Annotated in this window: 26 protein-coding genes; 2 read left to right on the forward strand and 24 right to left on the reverse strand. The window is 38.2% G+C overall.

The genetic code is table 11. From position 1 onward, the window contains the following. Nucleotides 1-31 precede the first annotated feature (31 nt). The 12 genes from bsdcttw_RS13570 to bsdcttw_RS13625 all read right to left on the reverse strand — a co-directional run bounded on the left by bsdcttw_RS13570 (nucleotide 32) and on the right by bsdcttw_RS13625 (nucleotide 12462). On the reverse strand, nucleotides 32-1288 hold the full coding sequence (locus tag bsdcttw_RS13570) for a glycosyltransferase (RefSeq protein WP_185255398.1): 1257 nt from the start codon (nucleotides 1286-1288) through the stop codon (nucleotides 32-34). Between the two features lie 51 nt (nucleotides 1289-1339). Beyond that, nucleotides 1340-2077 (reverse strand): NAD-dependent epimerase/dehydratase family protein, encoded by a 738-nt coding sequence (locus bsdcttw_RS13575; protein ID WP_207726405.1) that lies wholly within the window; start codon nucleotides 2075-2077, stop codon nucleotides 1340-1342. Between the two features lie 77 nt (nucleotides 2078-2154). Continuing rightward, the gene (locus tag bsdcttw_RS13580) at nucleotides 2155-3168 is read right to left on the reverse strand and encodes a polysaccharide biosynthesis protein (RefSeq protein WP_185255400.1); all 1014 of its coding nucleotides are present in this window, start codon (nucleotides 3166-3168) and stop codon (nucleotides 2155-2157) included. A 13-nt stretch (nucleotides 3169-3181) separates the two neighbouring features. Continuing rightward, nucleotides 3182-4330 (reverse strand): polysaccharide biosynthesis C-terminal domain-containing protein, encoded by a 1149-nt coding sequence (locus bsdcttw_RS13585; protein WP_185255401.1) that lies wholly within the window; start codon nucleotides 4328-4330, stop codon nucleotides 3182-3184. A gap of 22 nt (nucleotides 4331-4352) precedes the next feature. Continuing rightward, the gene (locus bsdcttw_RS13590; protein ID WP_185255402.1) at nucleotides 4353-5663 is read right to left on the reverse strand and encodes a glycosyltransferase family protein; all 1311 of its coding nucleotides are present in this window, start codon (nucleotides 5661-5663) and stop codon (nucleotides 4353-4355) included. Continuing rightward, complete coding sequence (locus bsdcttw_RS13595; RefSeq protein ID WP_185255403.1) at nucleotides 5660-6646, reverse strand: glycosyltransferase family 2 protein; 987 nt, start codon at nucleotides 6644-6646, stop codon at nucleotides 5660-5662. The genes bsdcttw_RS13590 and bsdcttw_RS13595 overlap by 4 nt, the downstream gene beginning before the upstream one ends. Before the next feature lie 53 nt (nucleotides 6647-6699). After that, the gene (locus tag bsdcttw_RS13600; protein ID WP_207726406.1) at nucleotides 6700-8088 is read right to left on the reverse strand and encodes a phenylacetate--CoA ligase family protein; all 1389 of its coding nucleotides are present in this window, start codon (nucleotides 8086-8088) and stop codon (nucleotides 6700-6702) included. A 20-nt stretch (nucleotides 8089-8108) separates the two neighbouring features. Beyond that, a complete protein-coding gene (locus tag bsdcttw_RS13605) occupies nucleotides 8109-9218 on the reverse strand; it encodes a glycosyltransferase family 4 protein (protein ID WP_185255405.1) in 1110 nt (369 codons plus the stop codon). After that, nucleotides 9215-9913: a WbqC family protein gene (locus bsdcttw_RS13610; protein ID WP_185255406.1), complete on the reverse strand. Its 699-nt coding sequence runs from the start codon at nucleotides 9911-9913 to the stop codon at nucleotides 9215-9217. Before bsdcttw_RS13610 ends, bsdcttw_RS13605 begins: the two co-directional genes overlap by 4 nt. A gap of 25 nt (nucleotides 9914-9938) precedes the next feature. After that, nucleotides 9939-10622, reverse strand: a complete 684-nt coding sequence (locus bsdcttw_RS13615; protein WP_207726407.1) for a sugar transferase — start codon at nucleotides 10620-10622, stop codon at nucleotides 9939-9941. Beyond that, a complete protein-coding gene (locus bsdcttw_RS13620; RefSeq protein ID WP_185255408.1) occupies nucleotides 10582-11262 on the reverse strand; it encodes a PIG-L deacetylase family protein in 681 nt (226 codons plus the stop codon). Before bsdcttw_RS13620 ends, bsdcttw_RS13615 begins: the two co-directional genes overlap by 41 nt. A 57-nt stretch (nucleotides 11263-11319) precedes the next feature. Further along, on the reverse strand, nucleotides 11320-12462 hold the full coding sequence (locus tag bsdcttw_RS13625; protein WP_225903653.1) for a UDP-N-acetylglucosamine 4,6-dehydratase family protein: 1143 nt from the start codon (nucleotides 12460-12462) through the stop codon (nucleotides 11320-11322). A 208-nt stretch (nucleotides 12463-12670) separates the two neighbouring features. On the opposite strand from bsdcttw_RS13625, the gene bsdcttw_RS13630 reads away from it, so the two are divergent. Continuing rightward, nucleotides 12671-13003, forward strand: a complete 333-nt coding sequence (locus bsdcttw_RS13630; RefSeq protein ID WP_185255410.1) for a hypothetical protein — start codon at nucleotides 12671-12673, stop codon at nucleotides 13001-13003. Between the two features lie 240 nt (nucleotides 13004-13243). Here bsdcttw_RS13630 and bsdcttw_RS13635 read toward each other — a convergent pair whose 3' ends face one another. Further along, complete coding sequence (locus bsdcttw_RS13635; RefSeq protein ID WP_185255411.1) at nucleotides 13244-14563, reverse strand: nucleotide sugar dehydrogenase; 1320 nt, start codon at nucleotides 14561-14563, stop codon at nucleotides 13244-13246. A 290-nt stretch (nucleotides 14564-14853) separates the two neighbouring features. After that, the gene (gene yneA / locus bsdcttw_RS13640; protein ID WP_185255412.1) at nucleotides 14854-15216 is read right to left on the reverse strand and encodes a cell division suppressor protein YneA; all 363 of its coding nucleotides are present in this window, start codon (nucleotides 15214-15216) and stop codon (nucleotides 14854-14856) included. A gap of 312 nt (nucleotides 15217-15528) precedes the next feature. Here yneA and lexA point away from each other — a divergent pair, with 312 nt between their 5' ends. Next, nucleotides 15529-16143, forward strand: coding sequence for a transcriptional repressor LexA (lexA, locus tag bsdcttw_RS13645; protein ID WP_185255413.1), 615 nt, complete (start codon nucleotides 15529-15531; stop codon nucleotides 16141-16143). On the opposite strand, the gene bsdcttw_RS13650 is transcribed toward lexA, so the two are convergent. The 10 genes from bsdcttw_RS13650 to rplU form a co-directional block, all read right to left on the reverse strand. Continuing rightward, nucleotides 16126-16845: a tyrosine-protein phosphatase gene (locus tag bsdcttw_RS13650; protein WP_185255414.1), complete on the reverse strand. Its 720-nt coding sequence runs from the start codon at nucleotides 16843-16845 to the stop codon at nucleotides 16126-16128. The genes lexA and bsdcttw_RS13650 overlap by 18 nt on opposite strands. A 37-nt stretch (nucleotides 16846-16882) precedes the next feature. Further along, the gene (locus tag bsdcttw_RS13655; RefSeq protein WP_185255415.1) at nucleotides 16883-18328 is read right to left on the reverse strand and encodes a polysaccharide biosynthesis tyrosine autokinase; all 1446 of its coding nucleotides are present in this window, start codon (nucleotides 18326-18328) and stop codon (nucleotides 16883-16885) included. Between the two features lie 170 nt (nucleotides 18329-18498). Beyond that, nucleotides 18499-18858, reverse strand: a complete 360-nt coding sequence (rsfS, locus tag bsdcttw_RS13660) for a ribosome silencing factor (protein WP_185255416.1) — start codon at nucleotides 18856-18858, stop codon at nucleotides 18499-18501. Nucleotides 18859-18868: 10 nt separating this feature from the next. Then, nucleotides 18869-19456 carry a bis(5'-nucleosyl)-tetraphosphatase (symmetrical) YqeK gene (gene yqeK, locus bsdcttw_RS13665; protein ID WP_225903654.1) on the reverse strand — a complete coding sequence of 196 codons (588 nt, stop codon included), beginning with the start codon at nucleotides 19454-19456 and terminating at the stop codon, nucleotides 18869-18871. After that, nucleotides 19456-20073, reverse strand: coding sequence for a nicotinate-nucleotide adenylyltransferase (nadD, locus tag bsdcttw_RS13670; RefSeq protein WP_185255418.1), 618 nt, complete (start codon nucleotides 20071-20073; stop codon nucleotides 19456-19458). The genes yqeK and nadD overlap by 1 nt, the downstream gene beginning before the upstream one ends. Nucleotides 20074-20127: 54 nt before the next feature. Further along, the gene (yhbY, locus tag bsdcttw_RS13675) at nucleotides 20128-20442 is read right to left on the reverse strand and encodes a ribosome assembly RNA-binding protein YhbY (protein WP_185255419.1); all 315 of its coding nucleotides are present in this window, start codon (nucleotides 20440-20442) and stop codon (nucleotides 20128-20130) included. Between the two features lie 85 nt (nucleotides 20443-20527). Next, complete coding sequence (obgE, locus tag bsdcttw_RS13680) at nucleotides 20528-21814, reverse strand: GTPase ObgE (protein WP_185255420.1); 1287 nt, start codon at nucleotides 21812-21814, stop codon at nucleotides 20528-20530. Between the two features lie 89 nt (nucleotides 21815-21903). Then, nucleotides 21904-22191 (reverse strand): 50S ribosomal protein L27, encoded by a 288-nt coding sequence (gene rpmA / locus bsdcttw_RS13685; RefSeq protein WP_073271959.1) that lies wholly within the window; start codon nucleotides 22189-22191, stop codon nucleotides 21904-21906. A gap of 39 nt (nucleotides 22192-22230) precedes the next feature. Then, nucleotides 22231-22542 (reverse strand): ribosomal-processing cysteine protease Prp, encoded by a 312-nt coding sequence (locus bsdcttw_RS13690; RefSeq protein WP_185255421.1) that lies wholly within the window; start codon nucleotides 22540-22542, stop codon nucleotides 22231-22233. Nucleotides 22543-22558: 16 nt separating this feature from the next. Beyond that, a complete protein-coding gene (gene rplU / locus bsdcttw_RS13695) occupies nucleotides 22559-22867 on the reverse strand; it encodes a 50S ribosomal protein L21 (protein ID WP_185255422.1) in 309 nt (102 codons plus the stop codon). Nucleotides 22868-23257: the final 390 nt, after the last annotated feature.

The raw sequence follows: 23257 nt of genomic DNA on the forward strand, positions 1-23257 counted from the left end.
ATGTTGTACTAATCAGAATATGTAATGCAGCCTAAATGGTGTCTGTCTGACTCCTGTCTCCTATAAGCTTTTCATAGACTTTAATATATTCCTGAACACAGGATTCCTTTGAAAAGTGCTTCCTTGTGTACCTGATACAGTATTCACTATAGTATGCTTTCCCCTTATTTTTTACTTCGAGAATACGGTTGTAAAATTTTTTTAAACTCCTGCCGTATACCGTATAACCGCATTGGTATCCTACTAGCTCTGTTAAAGCAGTGGAGGAACAGGTTATAGCCGGTGTTCCGCAGGCTAATGCTTCTGCCACAGTCTTTCCAAAGGATTCTTCTTTTGAGAGGGAAACATAGACATCGGCACTACTGTAGATTTTTGCAAGGCTGTATGGGTTATTGATACGTGGGATTAATTTGATATTAGGCGGAAGCTTAATTCTGCTGTCCATATCCCCCACCAGTAAAAATATGCAGTCAGAGAGTTTTTGGGCGAGTTTAATCATCCCCTTAAGTCCTTTGGCATTACACCAGGTAGCTGCAACTGAAAGGATTACGAATTCCTCTCCGATGCTAAGGCTTTCCCTGATATCCTGGGATTCAGTTACCTGAAACACGTCAAAATCAATCCAATTATAGATTCTCTTAACAAGACCGTTGTCCTTTAAGAAAGAACATTCTGCCTGATTGGTAATCCAATCTGAGACTCCGATAACAGCTAGATTTTTGATAGCGCCAAAATACTTTCTCTTATCCTCCCACATCCTGCTGCAACGGTCAAAAAACCAGGTTGGTGGTGTATTTCTGTTGTTAGGACATTTCTGACAGCCCTCCCGCCACTGATAACAACAATTTACCGTATAATGAGTGCAGCGTCCGGTATAGAACCAGCAATCATGGAGGGTTACCACCACTGCAATATTATTTTCACCAAGATAAGCAAGCAGTTTGTTTAGATTCAAAAAGTTCCCATGAACATTATGAAGATGGACGATATCCGGCTTTTGTTTATTGATATACCGAATTAACTTCTGTGTGGCACCATTGGAGAAGTACCCTTGTAAGCCGCTTAGCCTGGAGCTTAGAGCGTGTATTTTCCGGTCAAGGGCTGTTCCGATAACATAGTGTCCCTTCTCAAACTCTTTACGTTTCTCTTTTCTTCTGACCGGCATCTCCCGATAAGCATAAGCTACCAGACTTTCATGTCCGTACCTTCTTAATTCCTCCTCCAGCTCCAGCGTAGTTCTGCCGGTACTAAGAATTTTGTACACTTCATTAATCTGAAGAATCCTCATATGCCCCCATTCCTTCCTCAATGCATATCAGCCATGTTCCTTCCAACCCTCTCAAGATTGTGCTTCAAGCTTGTAACTTATAAAGGTTTCATATAAATCTCTTTGAAATTCTGTCAATTCTTCCTGTTTGACCTCCTGATTTAAGAAGGTGTAAAGGGTATCTGCAATTTCTCCTAAGCTTACTCGAAAGATCTTAGAAATTGTATAGTATCCATCTGCTTCTTTCCTGCCCTCTCCCTCTATTACACCGACAAACTCCTGAACCACATCATCAATGTAACTTAAATTTAGAACAGTGCTTCTGTCATGGACTACAATAGGCAATCCCCTTACCAGGTTATAGCAAAAGGTTGCGACTACTGAATTATAGTTTGGTTTGGCACCTTTTCCAAATAGATTTGGCAGCCGGTAGATATTCACCCTGCCTCCCTTGTTTTCATAAGTTTTCAGTATTTCCTCTGCTTCTCTCTTACTCCTTCCGTAAGGGGTTTCAAGCACAGCATGAATCGAAGAAGCATAAAGTATCGGACATTTGTTCTTATGCCTTAAGAGGCTGCAAACAAGCTCTTTTGTAAACAAGGTATTACCCGTTGTGAAATCCTCCATCTGCTCCGAACGATTGACTCCTGCCAAATGATAGAGGAAATCACAGCGCGACAGATAAGCATCCAGTTCTTCCTTATCTGTCTCATGAAAACATTGGTAAACAGTTATTCCTTTCCTGTCCTGTAAGGCAGATACCATATGTCTGCCGATGAAGCCGCCTGCTCCGGTAACCAGAATCTTCATTGGGAAGTACTCTTTTCTATTTGCCCTTTTAGACATTCTATTCGGAGCCTGAACTAAATATCCATGCTTCCTAGACGCTAAAAGTGCTCTAATTCCTTTTGGATGTAAGAAAGTGATAGCAGCTTTTCTTTCATCTCCTCAACTCCAAGCTGCCTGGCATTCTTTGAGTTGAATTCTTTTGCTCTGCGTTTGTTTTTATCCCCTTTTGTGAAATAAACATCGTAATTTAAGTCCCTGTTATCCGGCAATATTCGGTAATAATCACCCATATCTTTGGAAAAAACACTTTCTTCCTTTGTCAAGAGTGTCTCATACATCTTTTCTCCGTGACGCGTACCGATAATTTTCATTCCCTCTTTATAAGAAAAGACTTCACAAAGAGCTTGGGCCAGAGTTCTTAAAGTGCATGCCGGTGCCTTCTGAACCAAAATGTCTCCGCTCTGTCCTTGCACAAATGCGAAGATAACCAATTCCACCGCTTCTTCTAGCGTCATTATAAATCGAGTCATTTCAGGGTCTGTCACCGTAAGTGGTTCACCTGCCTTCATCTGCTCAACAAAAAGAGGTATAACAGAGCCTCTGGAACAGGCTACATTCCCATACCTTGTTCCGCATATCTGGATTTTTTCCTCCGGCATCATTCTTGCCTTAGCCACCATTACTTTCTCCATCATAGCTTTGGAGGTGCCCATGGCATTAATAGGATAAGCTGCCTTATCCGTTGAAAGGCAGATAACCTTTTTGACTCCGGCTTCAATCGCTGCTGTCAGAACATTGTCAGTTCCGATAATATTCGTTTTAACAGCTTCCATAGGAAAAAATTCACAAGAAGGCACCTGCTTTAAGGCTGCGCTGTGAAAGATATAATCAACTCCATTGAAGGCTTCTTTTAAGCTAGCCGGATTTCTTACATCACCAATGTAATATTTTATCTTTTTAGAATGATAGAAATGTCTCATATCATCCTGTTTTTTCTCATCTCTTGAAAAAATACGTATCTCACCGATATCACTTTCCAAAAATCGGTTAAGCACCGCATTGCCAAAGGAACCGGTGCCGCCGGTAATAAGAAGCACTTTATTTGTAAACATGAACTTCTCCCTTCTACATGGCAAATGCATGAAGTAAGGACACGGAAGAAGGATAGGTGTCCGTATGTGTCTTATCAAAGACTTCATTTGCCCAAATCAGTGTATACAGGTCCGATTCACCTGTATTTATCAGGTTATGAGTGTATCCCGGAGGAATTTCAACAAGGCAGAGGTTTTCCCCTGACAGTTTGTATTCAATAATTTCTTTGGTACCGATCCGCCTTATCTGAATAAGAGCAGTTCCTGAAAGCACCAGGAATTTTTCACATTTTGTATTGTGGAAATGTTCTCCCTTTTTAATGCCGGGCTTTGTAATGTTTAGGGATATCTGTCCGCAGCCCTCTGTCTTAAGAAGCTCTGTAAAGCTTCCCCTGTCATCCTCATGACTCTTTAAGGAAAGTTTTAACTCCTCTGTGGGAAGGTAACTTAAATATGTGCTGTACAGTTTTTTATTAAATGGATTTTTCAAATCAGGAATGTAATTGTTCTCCCTATCATGTTTAAATCCCCGAATGGTATCTGCTAGTTCTTTCAGGGTAACAGAATAACAGTATTCTTCACTCAATCTATAATAGCCATCGGTATCTGGAGCGACTTCATTTGTAAGATGCTCCAAAAAGGAATTTATCACATCATCTACATAATAAAATCTCATTGTGGTATTCGGATCATTTATCTCGATTTCACGTTCTCTGGCTATGTTATAACAGAAGGTAGCTACCACGGAATAGGCACATGGCTTTGCCCATTTTCCGAAAGTGTTGGTAAGACGGTATATTATTATTTTGCTGGCATTTAGTTTCCCATGCTCTTTCAGAGCCTCTTCCGCCATTCGCTTGCTTTTAGCATATTCCGTGTCCTGTACAGCCTGTATGGATGAGGTATATAGCACCGGACAGTGATTACCGTTGTCTCTTAAATATTTCAGCAAAGTCTCAAAGAATTCATAATTGACTTTCTGAAATTCTTCTTCTTTAACAGGGCGGTGAACTGCAGCAAAATGATATACAAAATCGCAATCCTTTGTATATTCTTTTAAATCCTTCAAACTGTTGGATTTATCATAGGTATAGATAATATACTGAACCCCGCTCTGATTTGTGAGCTGTGCCAGAAGATTCCTGCCAAGGAAACCTCCTGCTCCGGTAACCAGTATCTTCATACCTTTTCCCCCTTAATCAAAATCAAAGAACATTATCTTTAACATTTTTACTCTGGGATATAGCAGCAGCAAAAATCTCATACAGCTTTTTTCTGATATCTTCCTTTTGATGCTCTTTTTTACCAAGCTCCCAGGCCCTTTTTCTATATACCTCTATTTTATCTGGTTGTGCTGTTAAGTGTGACAGCATAAGGTAAATATTTTTCGGATTTCCGACACAAAAAGCTGCTCTATTCTGTTTCAGATAACGGATTCCCTCATTCTCATAAGGTCCAATAGCAAGAATTGCGCAGGAGGAGGCCAGACAGTCCACAACTTTGGTAGAGAAGGAGTATTTGGTCAGGAGTTTATTCTTTCTATCAAAACTTTCCGCTAATAAAGCGATATCTGCTGTTTTATACACGTTCTTTAAGTCTTCCGCTGAGAGATATCCTTTAACAAATACGGAACGGTTATCTTGCAGCTGCAGCCTTTCATTTATCGGATCCTTTGTATAGATATCAAGAGTTACCAGAACTTTGCTATGGTTTATAACCTTGATGGCCTTTGAAAGAGCATCAATTGTTCTGATTCGGTTACAATAAAGCCTGCCTGCATAGATAATTTTTATCGGCTCTGTCACAGGTTTTGACTGATACTCTTCAAAATCACCGCCCTTTCGCAAAACAGCGGTGCTAACACCAAGCTCTTCTTCCAGGTTCTTCGCTTGCCGCTTAGACAAGGTCAGATACTTTGCATAAATCGGAGCTGTTTCCCTTAATTCCCTGCGAAACTTAATCTTTCTAATCCAATAAAGAGGGGAAGCACTAATCTGTCGCAAGGAATACTCATCATCGCCGGTAAAAGCAATAACGGGAACTCCGGTAACTGAATGGAGGAGTCGTTCCATATATAACATTCTTCTGGAATAAAACCGCAGGCTAAAGATTACCTCCGGTCTGAAGTCTGTCAGAAACTCCCTTAGGGGTCCCTCTGCAATCTTACTGTTTAGCCATAAGAAATCCCTGGATAACCTGGCTGTCCCCCCAAGTACACCTTTTAACACTGTATGTTCTCTTTTTAGGTGACCTTTATGCTGTGAACTGCTTTTTATTCTTCTTCCATAACTTTTTGAAAAGAACCATTTACCTGCAGCTTTACTACATATCAGGCTTTTACATGCCATCGTATCTGTTATCTGAAAGTAATTCATACAGCAGCCATTCTCCGGCTCTCCGGAAGCCAGGTATACATTCGCAATATTACCAGTAAAACCAGTTAACCAATTTGTTAGTACATTATTCGGGTAAATGCTGTCGTTCCAAGCCTCTTCTGTCAATAACAATACCCTCATAACAATTCACCAATCTTTCTTTTTAGCGGGAATGCAACTTTATTCGCAAATGCTGAGGAGGCATCCGGCGCTAAATAAAAACAGGTAAACATCAGCTTATCTGCAAAAGAAGTCCTTTTATTGAATATGGTCTTTAAATATGCTTTTTCATAGAGCTTTAAGATTCTTTCCTTATCATTGGTATTCTTTTTATCCTTCTTACAGCTGATATAAAACAGCATCAGATTTAAACAGAAATACTCCCAGGAATACTCTAACAGCTCTTTGTCTTTATCAGAAAAGAACTGTATTCTATTCTGTAATACCTCATAAAAATCCTCTGTCTTATAATGATTTTCTTTTCTAGTAGTACTCTCAGTATTCTGGAAATAATAATATAATGGTTTCGCGGATAATACGACCTTACTAGATCGGTATAATAGCTTGTATGTTAATGCTTCATCTTCATAGTTAAAATGATCACTTACAGGAAAGGTTAGATCTTTAAACAATTCTCTTTTATAAAGCTTTCCAACTACCCCAGACTTTATCTTCCGGCTAAGAAGTGCTTGCTTTTTTTCAAAAACATAAGTCTCCCCCTTCATAGATACTCCCTTAAATTCAGAACCACTTCCGGTATAGAGCTTGCAGGCTGCTATGTCCGCCTTATTCTTCAGACACAGAAAAAGCAGGTATTTAATGAAGTGCTCCTGCAGGAAATCATCGCTGTCTAAAAATGCCAGGTATTCTCCTTTTGCTTTACCCAGTCCGGTATTTCTGGCCCTGGAGATTCCGCCGTTTGCCTGATGTACAACTTTTACTCTCTGATCTAATAATGCCAGGTTATCACAAATAGCAGGGCTTTTATCGGTGGAACCATCATCAATCAAGAGTATTTCAAGATTTTTATAGGATTGCTGCAGAACACTTTCAACACATCGCCATAAGTACTTTTCTGTCTGATAAACAGGTATAATTACACTAATCAGAATATCTTCCTTCATTATTGCTCCTCTCTCTTTTTAAGCTGCTTTTATGCTATCCTTCCTGTTAATCTTTATCTCTCCAGCCATTCTTCTTTTAGTATTAGTTGGAATTTCCCACTTTTTAAGAGATAGGGAGAATCCCGGTATTCCAATACGATATTTACCTCACTGCCTAAGAAGTCACGAAGTGCCAGGTACAGCTGCTCGTATGCTTTAGGTGAAGCCTTACCCTTTTCCTCCAATGATGGAATTGCTATTATATGAAGACTTCCATCCTTCTTCTGAATAAATTGCATCTGAACAATGCGTTTTGAAAGACTGCTTATAAGTACCGATAGTTGAACTTGGCTGATCTGACCCTTTCCTGTCATTAAAAAGGCAGCTTCTCTGCCGGAAATCCCTTCAATTATGGGATGACAGCTACCGCAGGCACAGCTTTTCTTCCCTGACAAAGGCAGTATTACATCTCCTATATCATAACGTATAAGTGGGGTACCGATTGTATCAAACCCTGTTACTAAAAGGCTGGTTCTCCCATCTCTTTCCAAGTGTTCGAATACGCCTGTATCAATGGCTTCATGGTAGGAGCCACATCTGCACTGGACAATAAAAGGTGCTCCCTCATTGGAAGCATATTGGTCCGATAGAGAGCAGCCAAAAACTCTTTCAATGGTCTCTCGGTGGTATGGTAATACTGTTTCAGAAGTGGTAAAGACTGCCTTGGGTGTAAAAGTAGGCTTAATTCCGTTGCTTTCCATATATCTGGCTATACAATAGATGGCTGAGACAAAACCATCAATGGATGCAGGTTTGTAACGGTTTAGATCAGCAACATAATAGGCAAGGTTCTCCTCTGTCAGATGGTAGGTAGAATAAAGTCTCTGCCTGCTGATATAATTATTTCTCCAGAATATTGGCTTTCTAGGATTCTCTTCCACGATTTTCTTTCCAAAGAACCTGGCGGACTTCATCCTGTTATTTCGAAAGCCAAAGGTCAGCTTATAAGCATCCAGATAAGCCATTCTTTTTCTAACATCCTTCTTTCGTTTTCTTACCTTAAGTGGAATTCCTGTCGTACCTCCCGTAAAAAATATAAGACTTTTTCTTTTGGGAATCGTATAGATTCGGTCAATATTTTCTCGTAACATATCTTTCGTAAGAATGGGAAGCTTCCCTATATCTTCAACGGATTTAATCTGATTCAGATTAATATCCTTATAAAGCTCTTTGTAAAATGGACTGGCTGCAGCCGCATAATGTAATAAGTACAGGAATTTTAAATTCTGAATTCTTATTTCCCTTTTAACATTCTCGTGGGTATTAGCTGCATATTTTTTCAGGTATTTTTTATAGATGCCGGTATACCGTTGTTGGTACAGCAGCAAGCCATAAATACTTACAGCAATGTCCTGCAGAACCACAGGCAACTTAAAATAAATTTTCATCAGAAATCTTTTCATACAATAACCTTATCCTTCATTCATACAAGGTTCATGGCTTCAAGTAATATTTTATTTATTTTACTGACCTCAAATTTTTCCTGACACAGCAGATAGGAATGTTCACCCATTTTCTCACGCAGTTCTTTTCTTTCTAATAACAATTCTATTTTATCTGCCAATGCAGCAGAATCACCAACCGGGACATGAAATCCATTATAGCCCTCAATAACAGTATCTCTGCAGCCTGTGGCATCGGTTGTAACAATAGCTCTGCCAGCAGCCATTGCCTCCACAATACTCCGCCCGTTTCCCTCATGATAAGAAGGGAGCACAAAGATACAGCATTGTTCCAGATAAGGTCTCACATCATCGGCTCGCCCGCAATAGGTCACTGCTCCGTCCTCCAGATAGGACAAAAGTTCCTCTTCTAATATGGCATCCTTATGTTCATCAAGACCGCCTACCAGTAAGAACTCTGCTTCCTGATGTTTCTTCTTGAGAAGGGACGCTGCTTCACAATACTCTTTTACACCCTTTCCATTCACCAGTCTGGAGGTCATACAAACACAGAGTCTCTCAGGAATTGTGTATTTCTTAAAATACTCCATATTGACTCCTGACCCATTTACAAATACTTCTTTACCTGACTTTAGAAGATGTTTTTTTCTCATATATTTATAATCATCCCGGCTCATGAAGATACATTTTTCTGTAAAAGAAAGAATATACCGGTAAAAAACACAGAGAAGATTCCGCAATATATAATCCTTTACCCCCTTTGTATAAAAAACCGTCTCAAGTCCGGTAATAAAGGCATAGATATGCTTAACCCCGCAAAAATGTGCCGCACAACCCCCAAATATAATCGGTTTTGCCATAAAGAGAAAGCAACTGTCAGGTTTCATTCTTTTTATTATTTTAAGATAACGGAAAAACATAGCAATATTTTCTGTCAAACTGACTCCGGTCCTGCTGCCGCCCAAGGATTCATAAGATGCTCCTAATTTTTGAATCTCTGGTTCCATCATCTCTTTCGGCTCAACAGATACGCATATTACTTCATGACCTTTTCTTACCATTTCCTTCATAAAATCCTGCCGAAAATTAAACAGAGAAGGACCGTAACTGGCTCCTACTAGGATTTTCATATTTCCTCACCCTTCTTCTTAACTCCTTCCAGCACTCTATTCCAATCAAACCCACAGTGAAATAAATAATCCAAAACGGATAAATTACTGTCAAAAGCATCTCCATTCTGTGGATAAGGGAATGCTTTATAATCCGAGTAGATAAGTTCTACCCCTCGATTCTTAAAATCTTCGGTTTTCTGATAAGCTTTTGCCCCAAGACCTGAATAATATTCGTTCGCTTTCAGGAGGCTGCAGATATCTAACACTCTTTCTTCTTTCTTGGAAGTTATGTTTAATTCTGAGGCTTTCACAATAGCTGTTCGAAATCCAAAACCAGAAAGTATAAACCTGTTGATTGTCATATTCATATCTGCCAGATTCTCATATTTTGTCAGGAGCAGTTCCTGTAATAACGGAAATACTTCCTTATAGTATTTTGCTTTGCTATAATTTGCCGTTATGAGTGCCAGATGTTTCTCTTTCCATCCAAGCTCATCCTTGGTACGAACTCTATTGATTGCATCCTTAAAATGATAGTCCAGAGGTATTGTCAGCCTCTTTACACCTTGTGAAGTCTTAATAACATTTCGATGGTGCATATTGTCATTGGAAAATTGAGCATCGTCCAGGTAAACAAACAAATCAGCCTTTGATATCTTATAAAAATATCCTAAATATGGGATATAGTCCGGCTGATGGATAGCAATTCTCATAGTTTTCTTCCCTCTCTCTCATACATTAACTGTAAATATTCCTTCCAAGCAGTACAGTACTAACGGTGCCAAAAGCGATTACTATATCTTTTGTAAAACGAATATTCTCAGCATAGGAAACATCCATACTAAACTGCAGCTCCCTTGTGGCTGCTGCCCGGTATTCCATATCCACGGTACAAAATAATCCCGGCAGACAGGAAAATCTTTTTTCATACGGAAAATCCGTTAGTACTTCAGTTGTCTGTGTTTTGTCATCTCCTATTAAGGCTTCCTCCGGCAGAATCGGCCTTGGACCGATTAATGACATATCGCCTTTTAAGATATTAATTAGTTGGGGTAATTCATCCAGGCTGGTTCTGCGCAGGAACTCCCCAACTTTTGTAATTCGGGTGTCCCCTTTATAAGCCCTGATATCAGGATTTTCATGGTTTTCTTTCATGGTTCTGAATTTATAGATCATATAAGGAACTCTGTCTTTTCCTAATCTATATTGGGTAAACAGTATGCTTCCTCCATCTTCCCGTTTAATAAGAATACTAATAAGAACTAGGAGAGGAAATGTAAGTACTAAAGAAAGAATGCAAATCATACAGTCCAGTATTCTCTTTCCTTTTCTACTATAAAAGCTATTCATGGCTTTCATTCCTCCGGTTTCTGTAAAATATCTAAAATCCTCTTCGAAATACCTGCTCGAAGCCCTCCGCATAGAATAAGCCTGCCTGACACCCTCTAAAAGCTGCCAATCCTTTGATAGCTTCATTACTTCTTGGATGGGGAAATTCTCTCATAACTCCTTCATATTGCGACAAGGCTTCTATTTTTTTATTTAGCCCTTCTTCCTTTATTTCCACAAAGACATTTGGTTGAAAGGGATGCAAAGATGAATTAATTGACCATTCCGTAGACGATAGAATCTCCATAAAGAATAATTCCTTCACCGGCTTTTTTGTTGTATCCCGCTGGAATAATCTGATTGCAGCCTGACAGGCGAGAGAGGTGTGATAATGGTCGTTGTTGACATCTGCCGTATGATGAGTAAATACGGACTCAGCTTCTGTTACTTTCAGAATTTTTTCTATGAACTGTACCAGTTCAATATGAGGAATGGTATTGAATTGAATATTTGGAAAATTACCCATATAAACTGTGTTTACCCCTAATATTCTGCAGCAATTAACCATATCAAGAATAAGTTTATCTTTTTCCGGCTTATGCTTTCTGGCATTTGCTTCCCCGCAGAGTATACATACGTCTACCTTATTTCCTTCTTTTGAGAGCTTACTGATAGTACCACCAGCCCCTAACACCTCATCATCAGGGTGTGCCACAACAAATAAATAGTTCATAATTTGCTCCCATCCATGTGCATTACACACTTTTAAATCCCACTGATTCTCCTTCTCTCATAACAGATATTCGTCTGCTAATTTATTTACTTCAGATGGCTCTTTGTAGGTTGGTACCGCTTCCTTTAAGGCTAACCGGATCTTTTCCGAGGAACCGGTGTTTATGGCTTTCTTTAACTGTTGCAGAGAATAGTTGATTTGAGAAAAAGCAATTTCTTCTTGTTTTTCTATAAATATCTTATGATTGACTGTTGGTGTTAGTTCCCCTTTTCTCGTTAACAATTCTTCATATAATTTTTCACCAGGTCTTAAGCCCGTCTCAATAATATCAATGTCTTTATAAGGTGTAAGTCCATTTAGTTTTATCAAATCCTCTGCAAGCTTTAAGATCCTAACCGGCTTACCCATATCCAGTACATAGATATCTGCACTGGAAGCCATCTCTCCGGCTTTTAGTACCAGACAGGCAGCTTCGGTAACTGTCATAAAGTAACGGATTATCCTTTTATCTGTTATGGTTACCGGACCGCCTCTGGCGATTTGAGACTGAAAAAGCGGTATTACCGAACCATTGGAACCTAAGACATTCCCAAAGCGGACTGCTGCGAATTTGGTACCTTCACAATTTTTCATGCTTTGCATCATCATTTCACAAAAACGTTTGCTGGCCCCCATTACATTTGTGGGATTTACAGCCTTATCTGTGGAAATGAGCACAAATTTTTCAGTTTTATATTTCTTTGCTGCGTTTATGACAATATAGGTACCAAAAATATTATTTTTTATGGCTTGTTCCGGGCAATCTTCCATGAGCGGTACATGTTTATGGGCAGCAGCATGAAATACTAATTGAGGCTTATATTTATTAAAAATATTGTTTATTGAAGCTTTGTCCTGTATAGATGCAATCTCAACCACTAAATTTAACTTATGATATGTCCCTGCCAACTCCTGCTGCAGCTCATAAGCATTATTTTCATAATTATCCAAAACAATAAGCTGCTTTGCTCCACCCCTGGCAGCCTGCCGGCAGATTTCAGAACCGATAGTGCCTCCGCCTCCTGTAACCAGGATAACTTTATCTTTCAAAAACTGCTGTATCCCCTCCTTCATAAGGCTTACAGGCTTTCTTCCAAGCAAATTATCCGGTAATAGATTCAGTTTGTCATACTTACGGTTACTACTATCTTTACCCTTCACTTTAACTGCTCCTTCCCGGTCAAAATTCATCTAAACTATATTAATATATTCCTGTATTTTCCTTATTGTGACACTCTGGGTTTAAAGTTAAGATAAGTTGTCGATATATGTAACACTAAAAACATGAATCGCATAAGATATAAAGAACTACATTATATAGATTAAATCTGTACAATGAATCTGTAGTTTAGAAGGGAGAAAAGAATTAATGCTTTATACAATTTTTCAGTTTATAATTATGCTATTAATTCTTTTTATTTCAGGTCTTTTTGCCGACAGAATATACAGACTTGTAGCTTTTTGCAGAAAAACCAGCAGTGTTTATACTGCATTGATATTTAGTTTAATTATCTTCTATATAGATATTTTGGGACTATTTATCTTTAAAGGTATAACACATTTACCAATGCTGATCGACTCCTTCGATTGTCTGCAATTTACAAGAAGATTTATTCTCGTCAGCCTAATAGTTGCCGCTATAATAGGTGGAATTGCAGGTGTCGTAGGATGGCTCCAATGCAGGCTTCGCAGAGATGCCTAAAAAAAGTAGGTCCGAAAGGACCTATTTTTTTTTGCTATATTTAAATGAATAAACTGTGCTCGTGTTATTTATGTAGGAAGAAATAATCGATTTATACCTATCATAAAATTGCTTAATTTCAAAACAATGAATTTTTTTAGATAGATTAAAAGAAAGAATGGTTTACATAATATTTTTATGTTTACCATTCTTTCTTTAAATTATAATTGATAAGTAATATTTACTCTATTAAAAGCAAATTTACAGTCTCCAGAATTGATATCCCTTTTCTATCCAGTTCTTCCTATTAAGAATTCCCTTAACATCAATAATAACTTTCTCCTCCGACTGTCCCGGTCGAAACATATCTGTAATTTCATCTTCCTTGTAATTGATGAATTCAGAATGGGCAACTGCAAATACCAGGCAGTCTGCTTCGCTTACTTCCTCTCTGGATGCAAGTTCTATTCCGTAATACTTTTTTGTATCCTCCTTATTGGCAAGAGGATCATATACAACAGGTTCGATACCATATTCCATAAGTTTATGATAAATATCAACTACCTTTGTATTCCTGATATCCGGACAATTTTCTTTAAATGTAATACCAAGAATAACTACCTTACAATCTCTAACCGGCTTATTGGTTAGTATCAGCTTCTTAAGAATGATATCTGTAACGAATTCTCCCATACCATCATTTATTTTGCGGCCTGATAATATAATTTGAGAATGGTATCCTAAGCGCTCTGCTTCATAAATGAAATAATAAGGATCTACTCCGATACAATGTCCTCCTACAAGTCCCGGATAAAAATGAAGCGCATTCCATTTAGACCCCATTGCTTCGATTACCTCTCTGGTATCTATCTGCATTCGATCAAATACCATAGCAAGTTCATTCATAAAAGCAATGTTGATGTCTCTCTGGCTATTTTCTACTACTTTAGCTGCTTCTGCAACTTTGATGCTGCTTACAGGATATACTCCGGCCGTAATAATCTGTCCATAAACTTCTGCTACGTCCTGTAAGGTTTCTTCATCCATCCCCGATACAATTTTGCGAATATTTTCAAGACGGTGAACCTTGTCTCCCGGATTGATTCTTTCCGGTGAATATCCCACCTTAAAATCTTTTCCGCAGATTAATCCTGAATATTTTTCCAGGATGGGAACACATATATCTTCGGTGACGCCCGGATATACCGTGGATTCATATACAACAACAGATCCTTTTGTAAGGTTCCTGCCTACAATCTTACTTGCTTTTTCCACCGGCTTTAAATCCGGTGTTTTATGTGCAGTAACCGGCGTAGGAACTGCAATAATATGGAATTTTGCATTTTTTAAGCTGGACTCATCATCCGTAAAATCAATTACCGCATTCTGTATTGCTTCATCGCCAACCTCTTTTGTAGGATCCAAACCAGATCTATACTTCATAATTACATCACTGCTGATATCGTATCCGATTACGTGATATATTTTAGAGAATGCCAGAGCCAACGGCATACCAACATAACCAAGTCCTACAACTGAAAGACTTTCCTTTTTGGTTATCAAATCTTTTGCCAAATCCATTAAAGCCACCTCACTCTTAATTTAGCATAATTTTATAATTTAAAACTCCCACTTTTTTACTCTCTATTCTGGACTTGTCACAAACTGCTTCTAGCGAATTTAGTGATATGAATGGAATTCCTTTCTATCATACAGTAATTTAGTCATTAAAATAGATGAAGTCTATTAATCATTATCTAATAACCATATTATGGCACAAACCATTTTTTGCTACAAAAATAGACCGCTTTTTCAAGCGGTCTATTTTTAAGTGGTGTATTTTGAAGGAAAGACGGTTTATAAGCTTTAGCCTATTCCCCTTGTGCAAAATAAGGTACAACAATATAGCTTCCTTCATGAATAGTATCAGAAGATAAACCATTCGTTTCTTTTATTTCATCTATGTAGGTATTCATGTCCTTATAATCATCTGTCATATATCTGCTTGCAATACTCCAGAGAGTATCTCCTTTATTTATCTGTATGCTTACAATCTCTTTCTTGGATTCTTTCAGTTTTTGCGCTGTTACATCGGTTGGTGCCAAAAGTAAGAATAATATGAATATAACTGCAAATATGAAACCAAACAACGCAATTATCTGTTTCTTATGAAAAAGCTGTCTGATATAAAAAGGCAACTGTCCGGTAAACGAATGAAATAGTGATTGATTCATAATGCATCCTCCTGTTATTCTTACATATAAAATAGCACTTAATAGTATTAAATATTAATCAATGCAACTAGCAGACAAGTGTACTTGTAATCTATCTGCAATATATACAAACGTTTGTTTCGAACACTTGTTACGAACACTTGTTTCCTATGAGTTGATTATAATACCCAAACATTTGTTTGTCAACGGTTATTTTACATTTTTCCCAAAAAAGCGAACATAAGTTTTGCATTTCATAAAAAAGCATGTTATAATGAATCCAATGAATTATACATAAAGTTGAAAAGTTTCAATATAATGGAGGAAATATAAATGAGTAATGGCAAAATCAGTCCGAAGCAAAGAGAAATTCTTGAATATTTAAAAAAACAAACCTTATCCAGAGGCTATCCGCCTGCTGTTCGTGAAATCTGCGAAGCGGTTAAGTTAAAGTCCACCTCTTCTGTACATTCTCATCTGGAGACTCTGGAAAAGAATGGATACATTAGACGTGACCCCTCAAAACCCAGAGCTATCGAAATAATGGATGACAGCTTTAATCTTTCGAAAAGAGAAATGGTAAGCGTTCCTATCGTCGGAACAATTACAGCAGGACAGCCTATACTTGCAGTAGAGAATATCGAGGGCTATTTTCCGATTCCCACCGAATATATGCCGAATGAAGAGACCTTTATGTTAAAAGTCAAAGGAGAGAGTATGATCAATGCAGGCATTTTCAACGGGGATCAGATTCTTGTCCAGAAACAATCCTTTGCCTCGAACGGTGATTTTGTAGTAGCTTTGATTGAAGATTCGGTAACTGTCAAAACTTTTTATAAAGAAGATGGGTATTACCGCTTACAACCTGAAAATGATACCATGGAGCCAATAATTTTAAATGAACTTGAAATACTTGGTAAAGTAATTGGGTTATTCCGAATGTTCTAGAACAGTATCCGGGACAGGCTGATTGATAATCTTGTCAGCGTTGTACATTAACCTATCCCAGATGGCATCACCTGATTTTTCCACGATAATTCTTCTGGCCTCCGCTATTACTGGAGGCCGGTAAGATATATTATGGCAGTCACTGCCTAAAACGTCTACATATCCATCTTCTATCAGCTTAAGTGCCTTTCTTTTTGTGTCTGCTTTTAGAACTGCTGTAGTATTCATCTGCAGTAAGCATCCCATATTCTTTAGCTTTCTAAGAAGTTTTTTATTTCGAAGCAAGGGTTTATATCTGTCAATGTGTGCAATGATGGGTATTATATTGTAATACCCAATTAGTTTATCCAACTCCTCCATCAAGGTATCCGTCCAGACCTTCATATCCGGAAATTCCACAAGCAGGTAATTGGTATTTTCAATACACAAAGGACTTAAATCATTATGAAAGAACAGGAAACGGTGCAGATAAGTTTCGCTGGCCGGGACCAGTCTGATTTTACTATGGGAAACCCTTTCCATGGCCTCTGTTCTTTTCCTGATAAACTCCTCCAATGCCATTTCCATGGGGTAAAAATGTGGTGTGCATACTGCTGTCGTTACCTTTTGATGATGAAGATACTCCGTAAGCAGAATAGCCTCTTCTTCAGTTGAAGCTCCGTCATCAATACCCGGTAATATATGAGTGTGCATATCTGTCATAGGAACCCTCCCAATCAAAGTGAATTTTTACAGCAATTTATAGCTTCTGTTCCAATTTCTTTTTTTTCTTATTAACATCACTTTCAGAATCATAGTAATAATACTTTGATTTATACTTACCCAAACCTTTTTCTGAAATCCCATTCAGTACAAACCCTAAAACATTTGCTTTCGCATAACGGTATTTCATAAGTGCGTTTTCAATATCTGCGTAAGTTGTTTTATTTTCTCTGACTACCAGTACAGCACCATCCATACTCTTAATAAGGCTGAGAGAATCCGCAACAACATTAATAGGCGGTGTATCTAATATAATATAATCATATTCCATCTCCAAGTCATTTATTAATAATTCCATCTGCCTGCTGCCTAATAGCTCTGAAGGATTAGGAGGCATTGAACCCATCGGCATAATATGCAGATTATCATATGGAGTTATATAAAGACATTCCTTTATCGTATTCATATGGGATAGCAGATCACTGAGTCCCGGTTGGTTTTTCCCCTTAAAATAATGATGTATCCTGCCTTTTCGCAAATCACCGTCAATTAAAAGAACCTTATACCCTGATTGAGATATTGCAATTGCCAGATTTATACTTGTTGTACTCTTTCCGTCCTCTGGTGATGGGCTTGTAATCAATATTTTCTTGCACTCTTCTTTCCGTATGGAAAATTTTAGATTGGTACGAAATGCTTTATAACTTTCTACTGTAAGAAATGAATCCCCCATAATCGTTTCTTTCTTGCATTCATTCAATATACCCTTTTTAACTAAAATAGCTTTAATATCTTCTATTACCTTGTATCTACTGCTTCCTTGGCCTGTTGAAAAATCGGGTATGCTTCCAAGAAGGGGAACATCATAATGCTTTAGAAGGTCTTCCTGATTTGCAACTTTTAAGTTCATTACTTCTTTCAGGACAAATACAAAGAAGGACAAAAGACCGAAACTTATTCCTCCAAGAAGTGTGTTTAATAATATATTAGGTCCGGTAGGAGCCCCCTGATAGATAACCGGATCTACTACACTAATTACCGCATCTGATTTGATGTCTTCAATTAATTTAGGAGCCAATATCTCCATATTCTTCACTAATTCATAGGAATCCTCAGGACTTTTGGTATTTACAGTAATACTAAAAATCTCCGTATTTCGTACAGTTTTAATCTCTGTCATACTTCTTAGCTCAGACATGCTATACGGCAGTCCGCTCATCTTTAAAACTTCGGTATAGAATTGCCTTGTATTCAAAAAATTAATATAGGTTTCTGCTATTTTCTGCGCATAATCCAAATCTGAAAGATTTGTAGAGGTACTGTTTTGAGTACTTACATAGAACTGCGTAGAAGCCGTGTAAGTTCTATCAACAAAGTACCTGGTAAACAGAAAGCTTATCAAAAGCCCTGCCAGTGTACAAAAGGCTATTAAAAGGAAGCGCTTTTTTATAAGATGAAGGATATCTCTCACTGTAAATTCCATTATGGACCGTCCCTTTCCGGATAGTTTTTGTTTTATTCTATGTTGGAAAAAGGACTTTGGGTACTTATTATGATGAAAAAAGGCCAAAATAAAAGGACTGCGTCACGACGGCAGTCCCAAAGTGTTATAAGAACGTTAATAATAGTTCTATATATTCAATATATTTCTTTTTATTTCTCATCCAACTGTTCTTTTGAGATGAGCTTGCCATCTCTCCAGATACGCTCTAAATCATAAAACAAACGGTCTTCCTTGGAAAAAATATGAACTACAACATCACCATAGTCCATTAGTATCCAACTTGCCGATCTTACGCCTTCTATTCTTTTCGGTTCATATCCATGTCTACCTAATTCCTCTGATACATTGTCAACCAATGCTTGAACCTGAGAAGAGTTGGTTCCGTTTGCAATAATGAAATAATCTGCTATTACGGTAATATTACCAATTTCAATAACTTTGATATCTTCTGCCTTTTTATCATCCAAAGCTTTATAGGTCAGTTTTGCGATTTCCTTTGCTATATTCATTAATACTCCTTTACTTTATACCCAATTTTCTTTTATAAAAATCATAGGTATCAGCTGTAGTTTCATCGATTAGCTTACCTGTTTCCGTCAAGTAAGCAATTGTGTCCCCTAATATCTGAAGCACGGCTTCATCCAGATTTCGAAAGGATAGTTTTCGTACATCATTCAGATTAGGTATTCCAGATGAGGATCTGTTAGGCTCCAGGTAATCAGAGACAAATATGATTTTTTCCAAAACTGTCATATCCGGTTTCCCGGTTGTATGCCAGGTTATAGCTGAAAGGATTTCCTCATCTTCTATATTATATACGGTTTTTGCGTAGAATGCTCCAAGTTTGGCATGCAAAAGATCCGGTTTCAGCATTTCAACCTGTTTTACAGGTACACCATTCGCAATACATTCCTTTAGCATTTCTTCACCGGTCATATACTTTGCGCAATCATGCAGTAAACCTGCAATGGTTGCTTTTTCAGAATCAGCACCAAATACCAGTGCCATAGAAAATGCAGTGGACATGACTCCCAGAGAATGAAAATATCTTTTCTTCGGTAGAAGATCCCCTAACTTTTTCTCTAACTGATATAAATCTTCATTCATCATTTCTGCTCTTTTCCCAAAAATAATTGATGTCCTTTGATATAATCATACACAGCGTCCGGTACAAAATATCTGATAGAACTACCGCTCTCTGCCATACTTCTTAATTCATGGGAGGCAATGTCCAGATAGGGTGTATTCAGAATATGAATAAATGCATTATACTTTGTACTTAACAATTCTGCCTGTTCTTTTAATTCTGTTCTTGTCTCGTTTCCTCTGACAGCAGCTACAATATGAGCTAAGCGAAATATAGTCTCCGGCTCCCACCAAGATTCCATCTGAAAAAGAGAGTCTGCTCCCATAATAAAATAATAAGTTACTTCTGGATTCTGAGAGGTCAATTCCTTAAGTGTATCGGCAGTATAGGTGGTACCCTCTCTTTCCAGCTCTACGCGTGAAAGCTCAAAATGCGGATTACCCTGAATGGCTAGTTCCACCATCTTTTCTCTGTGCCAATCCTCCGTAATCATATCATTCCGCTTATGAGGAGGCTTTTTGGAAGGCATAAATAGTACCTTATTAAGGCCAAGCTGCTCCAGAGAACTCTGTGCCAGAATGAGATGCGCCATATGAATCGGATTAAAGGTTCCACCCATAATTCCTACTTTCATCATCTTAATAACTATACCCCTTCCATTGTGTATACATTTAGCAGCAGGCACTTTGCACTATTTTTTCCCTTTTGCTAAAATATCTTTCGGTAATTCAATCTTTTTCTTATTTTTGGACTCTCTATACAAAACGAACTTCTTACCAATTACCTGAACTACTTCAGAATGGGTCCGTTCTGCTACCGTTCTAGCTATCTCATTCGGATCGTCCAGACAATTTTTTAGAACCGTAACTTTGATAAGCTCTCTGGATTCAAGAGCTTCCTCCAGCCCCTGTGTCAGCTCAGGTGTTAAACTTGCTTTCCCAACCTGATATATAGGATCTATTTTCATTGCAAGCCCTTTTAAATACGCTCTTTGCTTACTTGTCATTCAATTCCCTTTCTCGGAGACAATATGAACCGAAACTCTTTCTCCGCAATATATACAATCGGTGCTGACACTTTATGCAGTACCGTTATTTATAATAATCAAATTGCAGGCCATACATCTTCACAGTGTCGCCTTCCTCAATTCCCAATGCTTCAAGTTCGTCTAAAATTCCACTGTCTTTTAAGAAATGCTGGAAGAATTCAAAGCCTTTTTCAGAATCCAGGTTTGTATAACCAAGCATACGCTCGATTCTTGGTCCTTCCACCACAAAGAAATGCTCTTCTTCCTTCACAACGGTATATGGTTCATTGCCAAAATCAATGTTTGAAGGATCAAATTCTCTTTCAAATACAACCGGCTCAGAAGGCAGTGTATCTAATAATTCCTTCACATAGAAAAGGAGTTCTCTTACTCCCTTACCACTGACAGCCGATATGGGAAATACCTTAATCCCCTGGGGTTCGAATACATCTCTTAAAGTCTTTACTGCTTGTTCTTCCTCTTCTCCGTAGAGAATATCAAGCTTATTTGCTGCTATTACTTGTGGTTTTGAAGATAATTCTATATTATAAGCTTTTAACTCGTTATTTATTGTCTCTATATCAGCAATGGGATCTCTGCCTTCCACACCGGCAGCATCAACCATATGAATAATAACCTTTGTTCTTTCAATATGCCTTAAGAATTCATGTCCTAGGCCTATACCCTGAGAAGCTCCTTCGATTAAGCCGGGAATATCTGCTATAACAAAACCATTCCCATTTTCCATATCTACAACACCAAGATTCGGGTTAAGGGTTGTAAAATGATAGTTGGCAATCTTAGGTTTGGCATTCGTAACACGTGAAAGGAATGTTGATTTTCCTACATTGGGGAATCCAACCAGGCCAACATCAGCAATAACTTTCAGTTCCAGTGTTACATTGAGTTCTTTTGCTTTCTGTCCGGGCTGCGCATACTTTGGAACCTGCATGGTAGCCGTAGCATAATGCTGGTTACCTTTTCCGCCTCTGCCGCCGGTCAGAATTACTTCTCTGCGATTGCCATGAGACATATCTGCTATTACTTTACCGGACTCTGTTTCTTTTATAACTGTGCCTTCCGGAACTTTTAATATCAGATCCTGCCCATTCTTACCATGACAGTTCTTCTTGCCTCCGCTTTCGCCTTCTTCAGCTATATATTTTTTTATGAAACGGTAATCTGTTAATGTATTCAGATTATCATCCACTTCAAAAATAACGTCACCGCCTTTTCCACCGTCACCGCCGTCAGGTCCGCCAGCGGGAACGAATATTTCTCTTCGGAAACTAACATGTCCATCACCGCCCTTACCGGAACGAATATATATTTTTGCACTGTCTGCAAACATTATATCACCTCTTTTCAAAAATCTTCTTCTATCATGAACAAACCCCACATTCATGAATAAATCAAGAATCTGGGGTTCAAAGTTTCATCTTATTTGGATTCTACTGGATAAACAGAAGCCTGTTTCTTGTCTCTGCCTTTTCTTTCGAAACGAACAACACCATCAACTAATGCAAATAAGGTATCATCTCCGCCACGACCTACATTGATGCCGGGATGAATCTTAGTACCGCGTTGTCTGTAAAGGATGTTTCCAGCCAATACAAACTGTCCGTCGGCTCTTTTAGCTCCTAATCTCTTGGACTCGGAATCTCTGCCGTTCTTGGTAGAACCAACACCCTTTTTATGAGCGAACAACTGAAGGTTCATCTTTAACATAACCTACACCTCCTTGAATAAATGCCGCAGGAAAACCCGCTAAACAAATTTAATATACTGTTTTCCGTAATCTTCTCTAATTCCGTTAAGACCTAGAAGAAGAGAATTCAATAACAAAGTTGAATCATTACCAGGATTTGAAATAATCTTAAAATCTACTATACCTACATCTTCCTTTATGTCAAAGGTATCGGATGTAAAAGTTTCAATAGAATTGACGGTATTGATAATAAGGGCTGAAACCGCCGCACATACTATGTCATGTCCGCTTTCGGCGAAACCTGCATGTCCTGTACTGCGAAAACCTATTAACTTCCCGTCTGCATCTTTATATACGGATATTGTTATCATAACTTAACCCAGATAGTTATGCGTTGATTTTTTCAATCTTAACCTTGGTATATGGCTGTCTGTGACCGTTCTTCTTGTGGTATCCGGTCTTTCTCTTATAACGGTAAACAATAACTTTCTTATTCTTGCCTTCTTCCACTACTGATACAGTAACGGTTGCTCCAGCTACCGTAGGATTACCTGCTACGAAAGAACCATTGTTTACAGCAAGTACCTGGTCAAAGGTATAAGTTGCTCCAGCTTCTAAACCAAGCTTTTCTACTTTAATGATATCGCCTTCGGCTACTTTGTACTGTTTACCACCTGTTGCAATAATTGCGTACATATGGCACACCTCCTATTATCATTACTCGCCAGCTGCGGTATCTTCTGCTTGTACATCTTTACGTAGTTTTTGTATGTAATATACAAAATATACATGAAATAATACATTATGAAAAGATTTCAAAACCTCGCTGTGCGGCACACTAAAATAGTTTAGCATATGAACCATTAATTGTCAAGAAATAAATTCAATGATAGAATTTACTTTAATATAATTATTAATTTGTATGGGATGTATGAGTTTTTGGGGGTGGACGATGGCAGGTGCTTCTCTTCAGACATTTTCTGGTTCGGTATTCCGAATTCCACTAAAATGACAGCAGTTATTCCTGACAGGTGAAATTACGCCAAACTCGCTTCGTATTCTTTGGTTATGAAACTCTTAAGTGCT

Origin of the sequence: Anaerocolumna chitinilytica (assembly GCF_014218355.1) — a bacterium.
Classification (GTDB): Bacteria; Bacillota; Clostridia; order Lachnospirales; family Lachnospiraceae; genus Anaerocolumna; species Anaerocolumna chitinilytica.

Coding starts and splice junctions, on each gene's coding strand:
- bsdcttw_RS13595 (WP_185255403.1), bottom strand. CDS start 6,646: ATGAAGGAAGATATTCTGATTAGTGTAATTATACCTGTTTATCAGACA.
- bsdcttw_RS13630 (WP_185255410.1), top strand. CDS start 12,671: ATGCTTTATACAATTTTTCAGTTTATAATTATGCTATTAATTCTTTTT.
- bsdcttw_RS13600 (WP_207726406.1), bottom strand. CDS start 8,088: ATGAAAAGATTTCTGATGAAAATTTATTTTAAGTTGCCTGTGGTTCTG.
- bsdcttw_RS13605 (WP_185255405.1), bottom strand. CDS start 9,218: ATGAAAATCCTAGTAGGAGCCAGTTACGGTCCTTCTCTGTTTAATTTT.
- yqeK (WP_225903654.1), bottom strand. CDS start 19,456: ATGAATGAAGATTTATATCAGTTAGAGAAAAAGTTAGGGGATCTTCTA.
- rsfS (WP_185255416.1), bottom strand. CDS start 18,858: ATGAATATAGCAAAGGAAATCGCAAAACTGACCTATAAAGCTTTGGAT.
- bsdcttw_RS13690 (WP_185255421.1), bottom strand. CDS start 22,542: ATGATAACAATATCCGTATATAAAGATGCAGACGGGAAGTTAATAGGT.
- lexA (WP_185255413.1), top strand. CDS start 15,529: ATGAGTAATGGCAAAATCAGTCCGAAGCAAAGAGAAATTCTTGAATAT.
- rpmA (WP_073271959.1), bottom strand. CDS start 22,191: ATGTTAAAGATGAACCTTCAGTTGTTCGCTCATAAAAAGGGTGTTGGT.
- nadD (WP_185255418.1), bottom strand. CDS start 20,073: ATGATGAAAGTAGGAATTATGGGTGGAACCTTTAATCCGATTCATATG.
- yneA (WP_185255412.1), bottom strand. CDS start 15,216: ATGAATCAATCACTATTTCATTCGTTTACCGGACAGTTGCCTTTTTAT.
- rplU (WP_185255422.1), bottom strand. CDS start 22,867: ATGTACGCAATTATTGCAACAGGTGGTAAACAGTACAAAGTAGCCGAA.
- bsdcttw_RS13655 (WP_185255415.1), bottom strand. CDS start 18,328: ATGGAATTTACAGTGAGAGATATCCTTCATCTTATAAAAAAGCGCTTC.
- bsdcttw_RS13650 (WP_185255414.1), bottom strand. CDS start 16,845: ATGACAGATATGCACACTCATATATTACCGGGTATTGATGACGGAGCT.
- bsdcttw_RS13580 (WP_185255400.1), bottom strand. CDS start 3,168: ATGTTTACAAATAAAGTGCTTCTTATTACCGGCGGCACCGGTTCCTTT.
- yhbY (WP_185255419.1), bottom strand. CDS start 20,442: ATGACAAGTAAGCAAAGAGCGTATTTAAAAGGGCTTGCAATGAAAATA.
- bsdcttw_RS13575 (WP_207726405.1), bottom strand. CDS start 2,077: ATGAAGATTCTGGTTACCGGAGCAGGCGGCTTCATCGGCAGACATATG.
- bsdcttw_RS13585 (WP_185255401.1), bottom strand. CDS start 4,330: ATGAAGATACTGGTTACCGGAGCAGGAGGTTTCCTTGGCAGGAATCTT.
- bsdcttw_RS13570 (WP_185255398.1), bottom strand. CDS start 1,288: ATGAGGATTCTTCAGATTAATGAAGTGTACAAAATTCTTAGTACCGGC.
- bsdcttw_RS13635 (WP_185255411.1), bottom strand. CDS start 14,563: ATGGATTTGGCAAAAGATTTGATAACCAAAAAGGAAAGTCTTTCAGTT.
- bsdcttw_RS13615 (WP_207726407.1), bottom strand. CDS start 10,622: ATGCGGAGGGCTTCGAGCAGGTATTTCGAAGAGGATTTTAGATATTTT.
- bsdcttw_RS13610 (WP_185255406.1), bottom strand. CDS start 9,913: ATGAGAATTGCTATCCATCAGCCGGACTATATCCCATATTTAGGATAT.
- bsdcttw_RS13590 (WP_185255402.1), bottom strand. CDS start 5,663: ATGAGGGTATTGTTATTGACAGAAGAGGCTTGGAACGACAGCATTTAC.
- obgE (WP_185255420.1), bottom strand. CDS start 21,814: ATGTTTGCAGACAGTGCAAAAATATATATTCGTTCCGGTAAGGGCGGT.
- bsdcttw_RS13620 (WP_185255408.1), bottom strand. CDS start 11,262: ATGAACTATTTATTTGTTGTGGCACACCCTGATGATGAGGTGTTAGGG.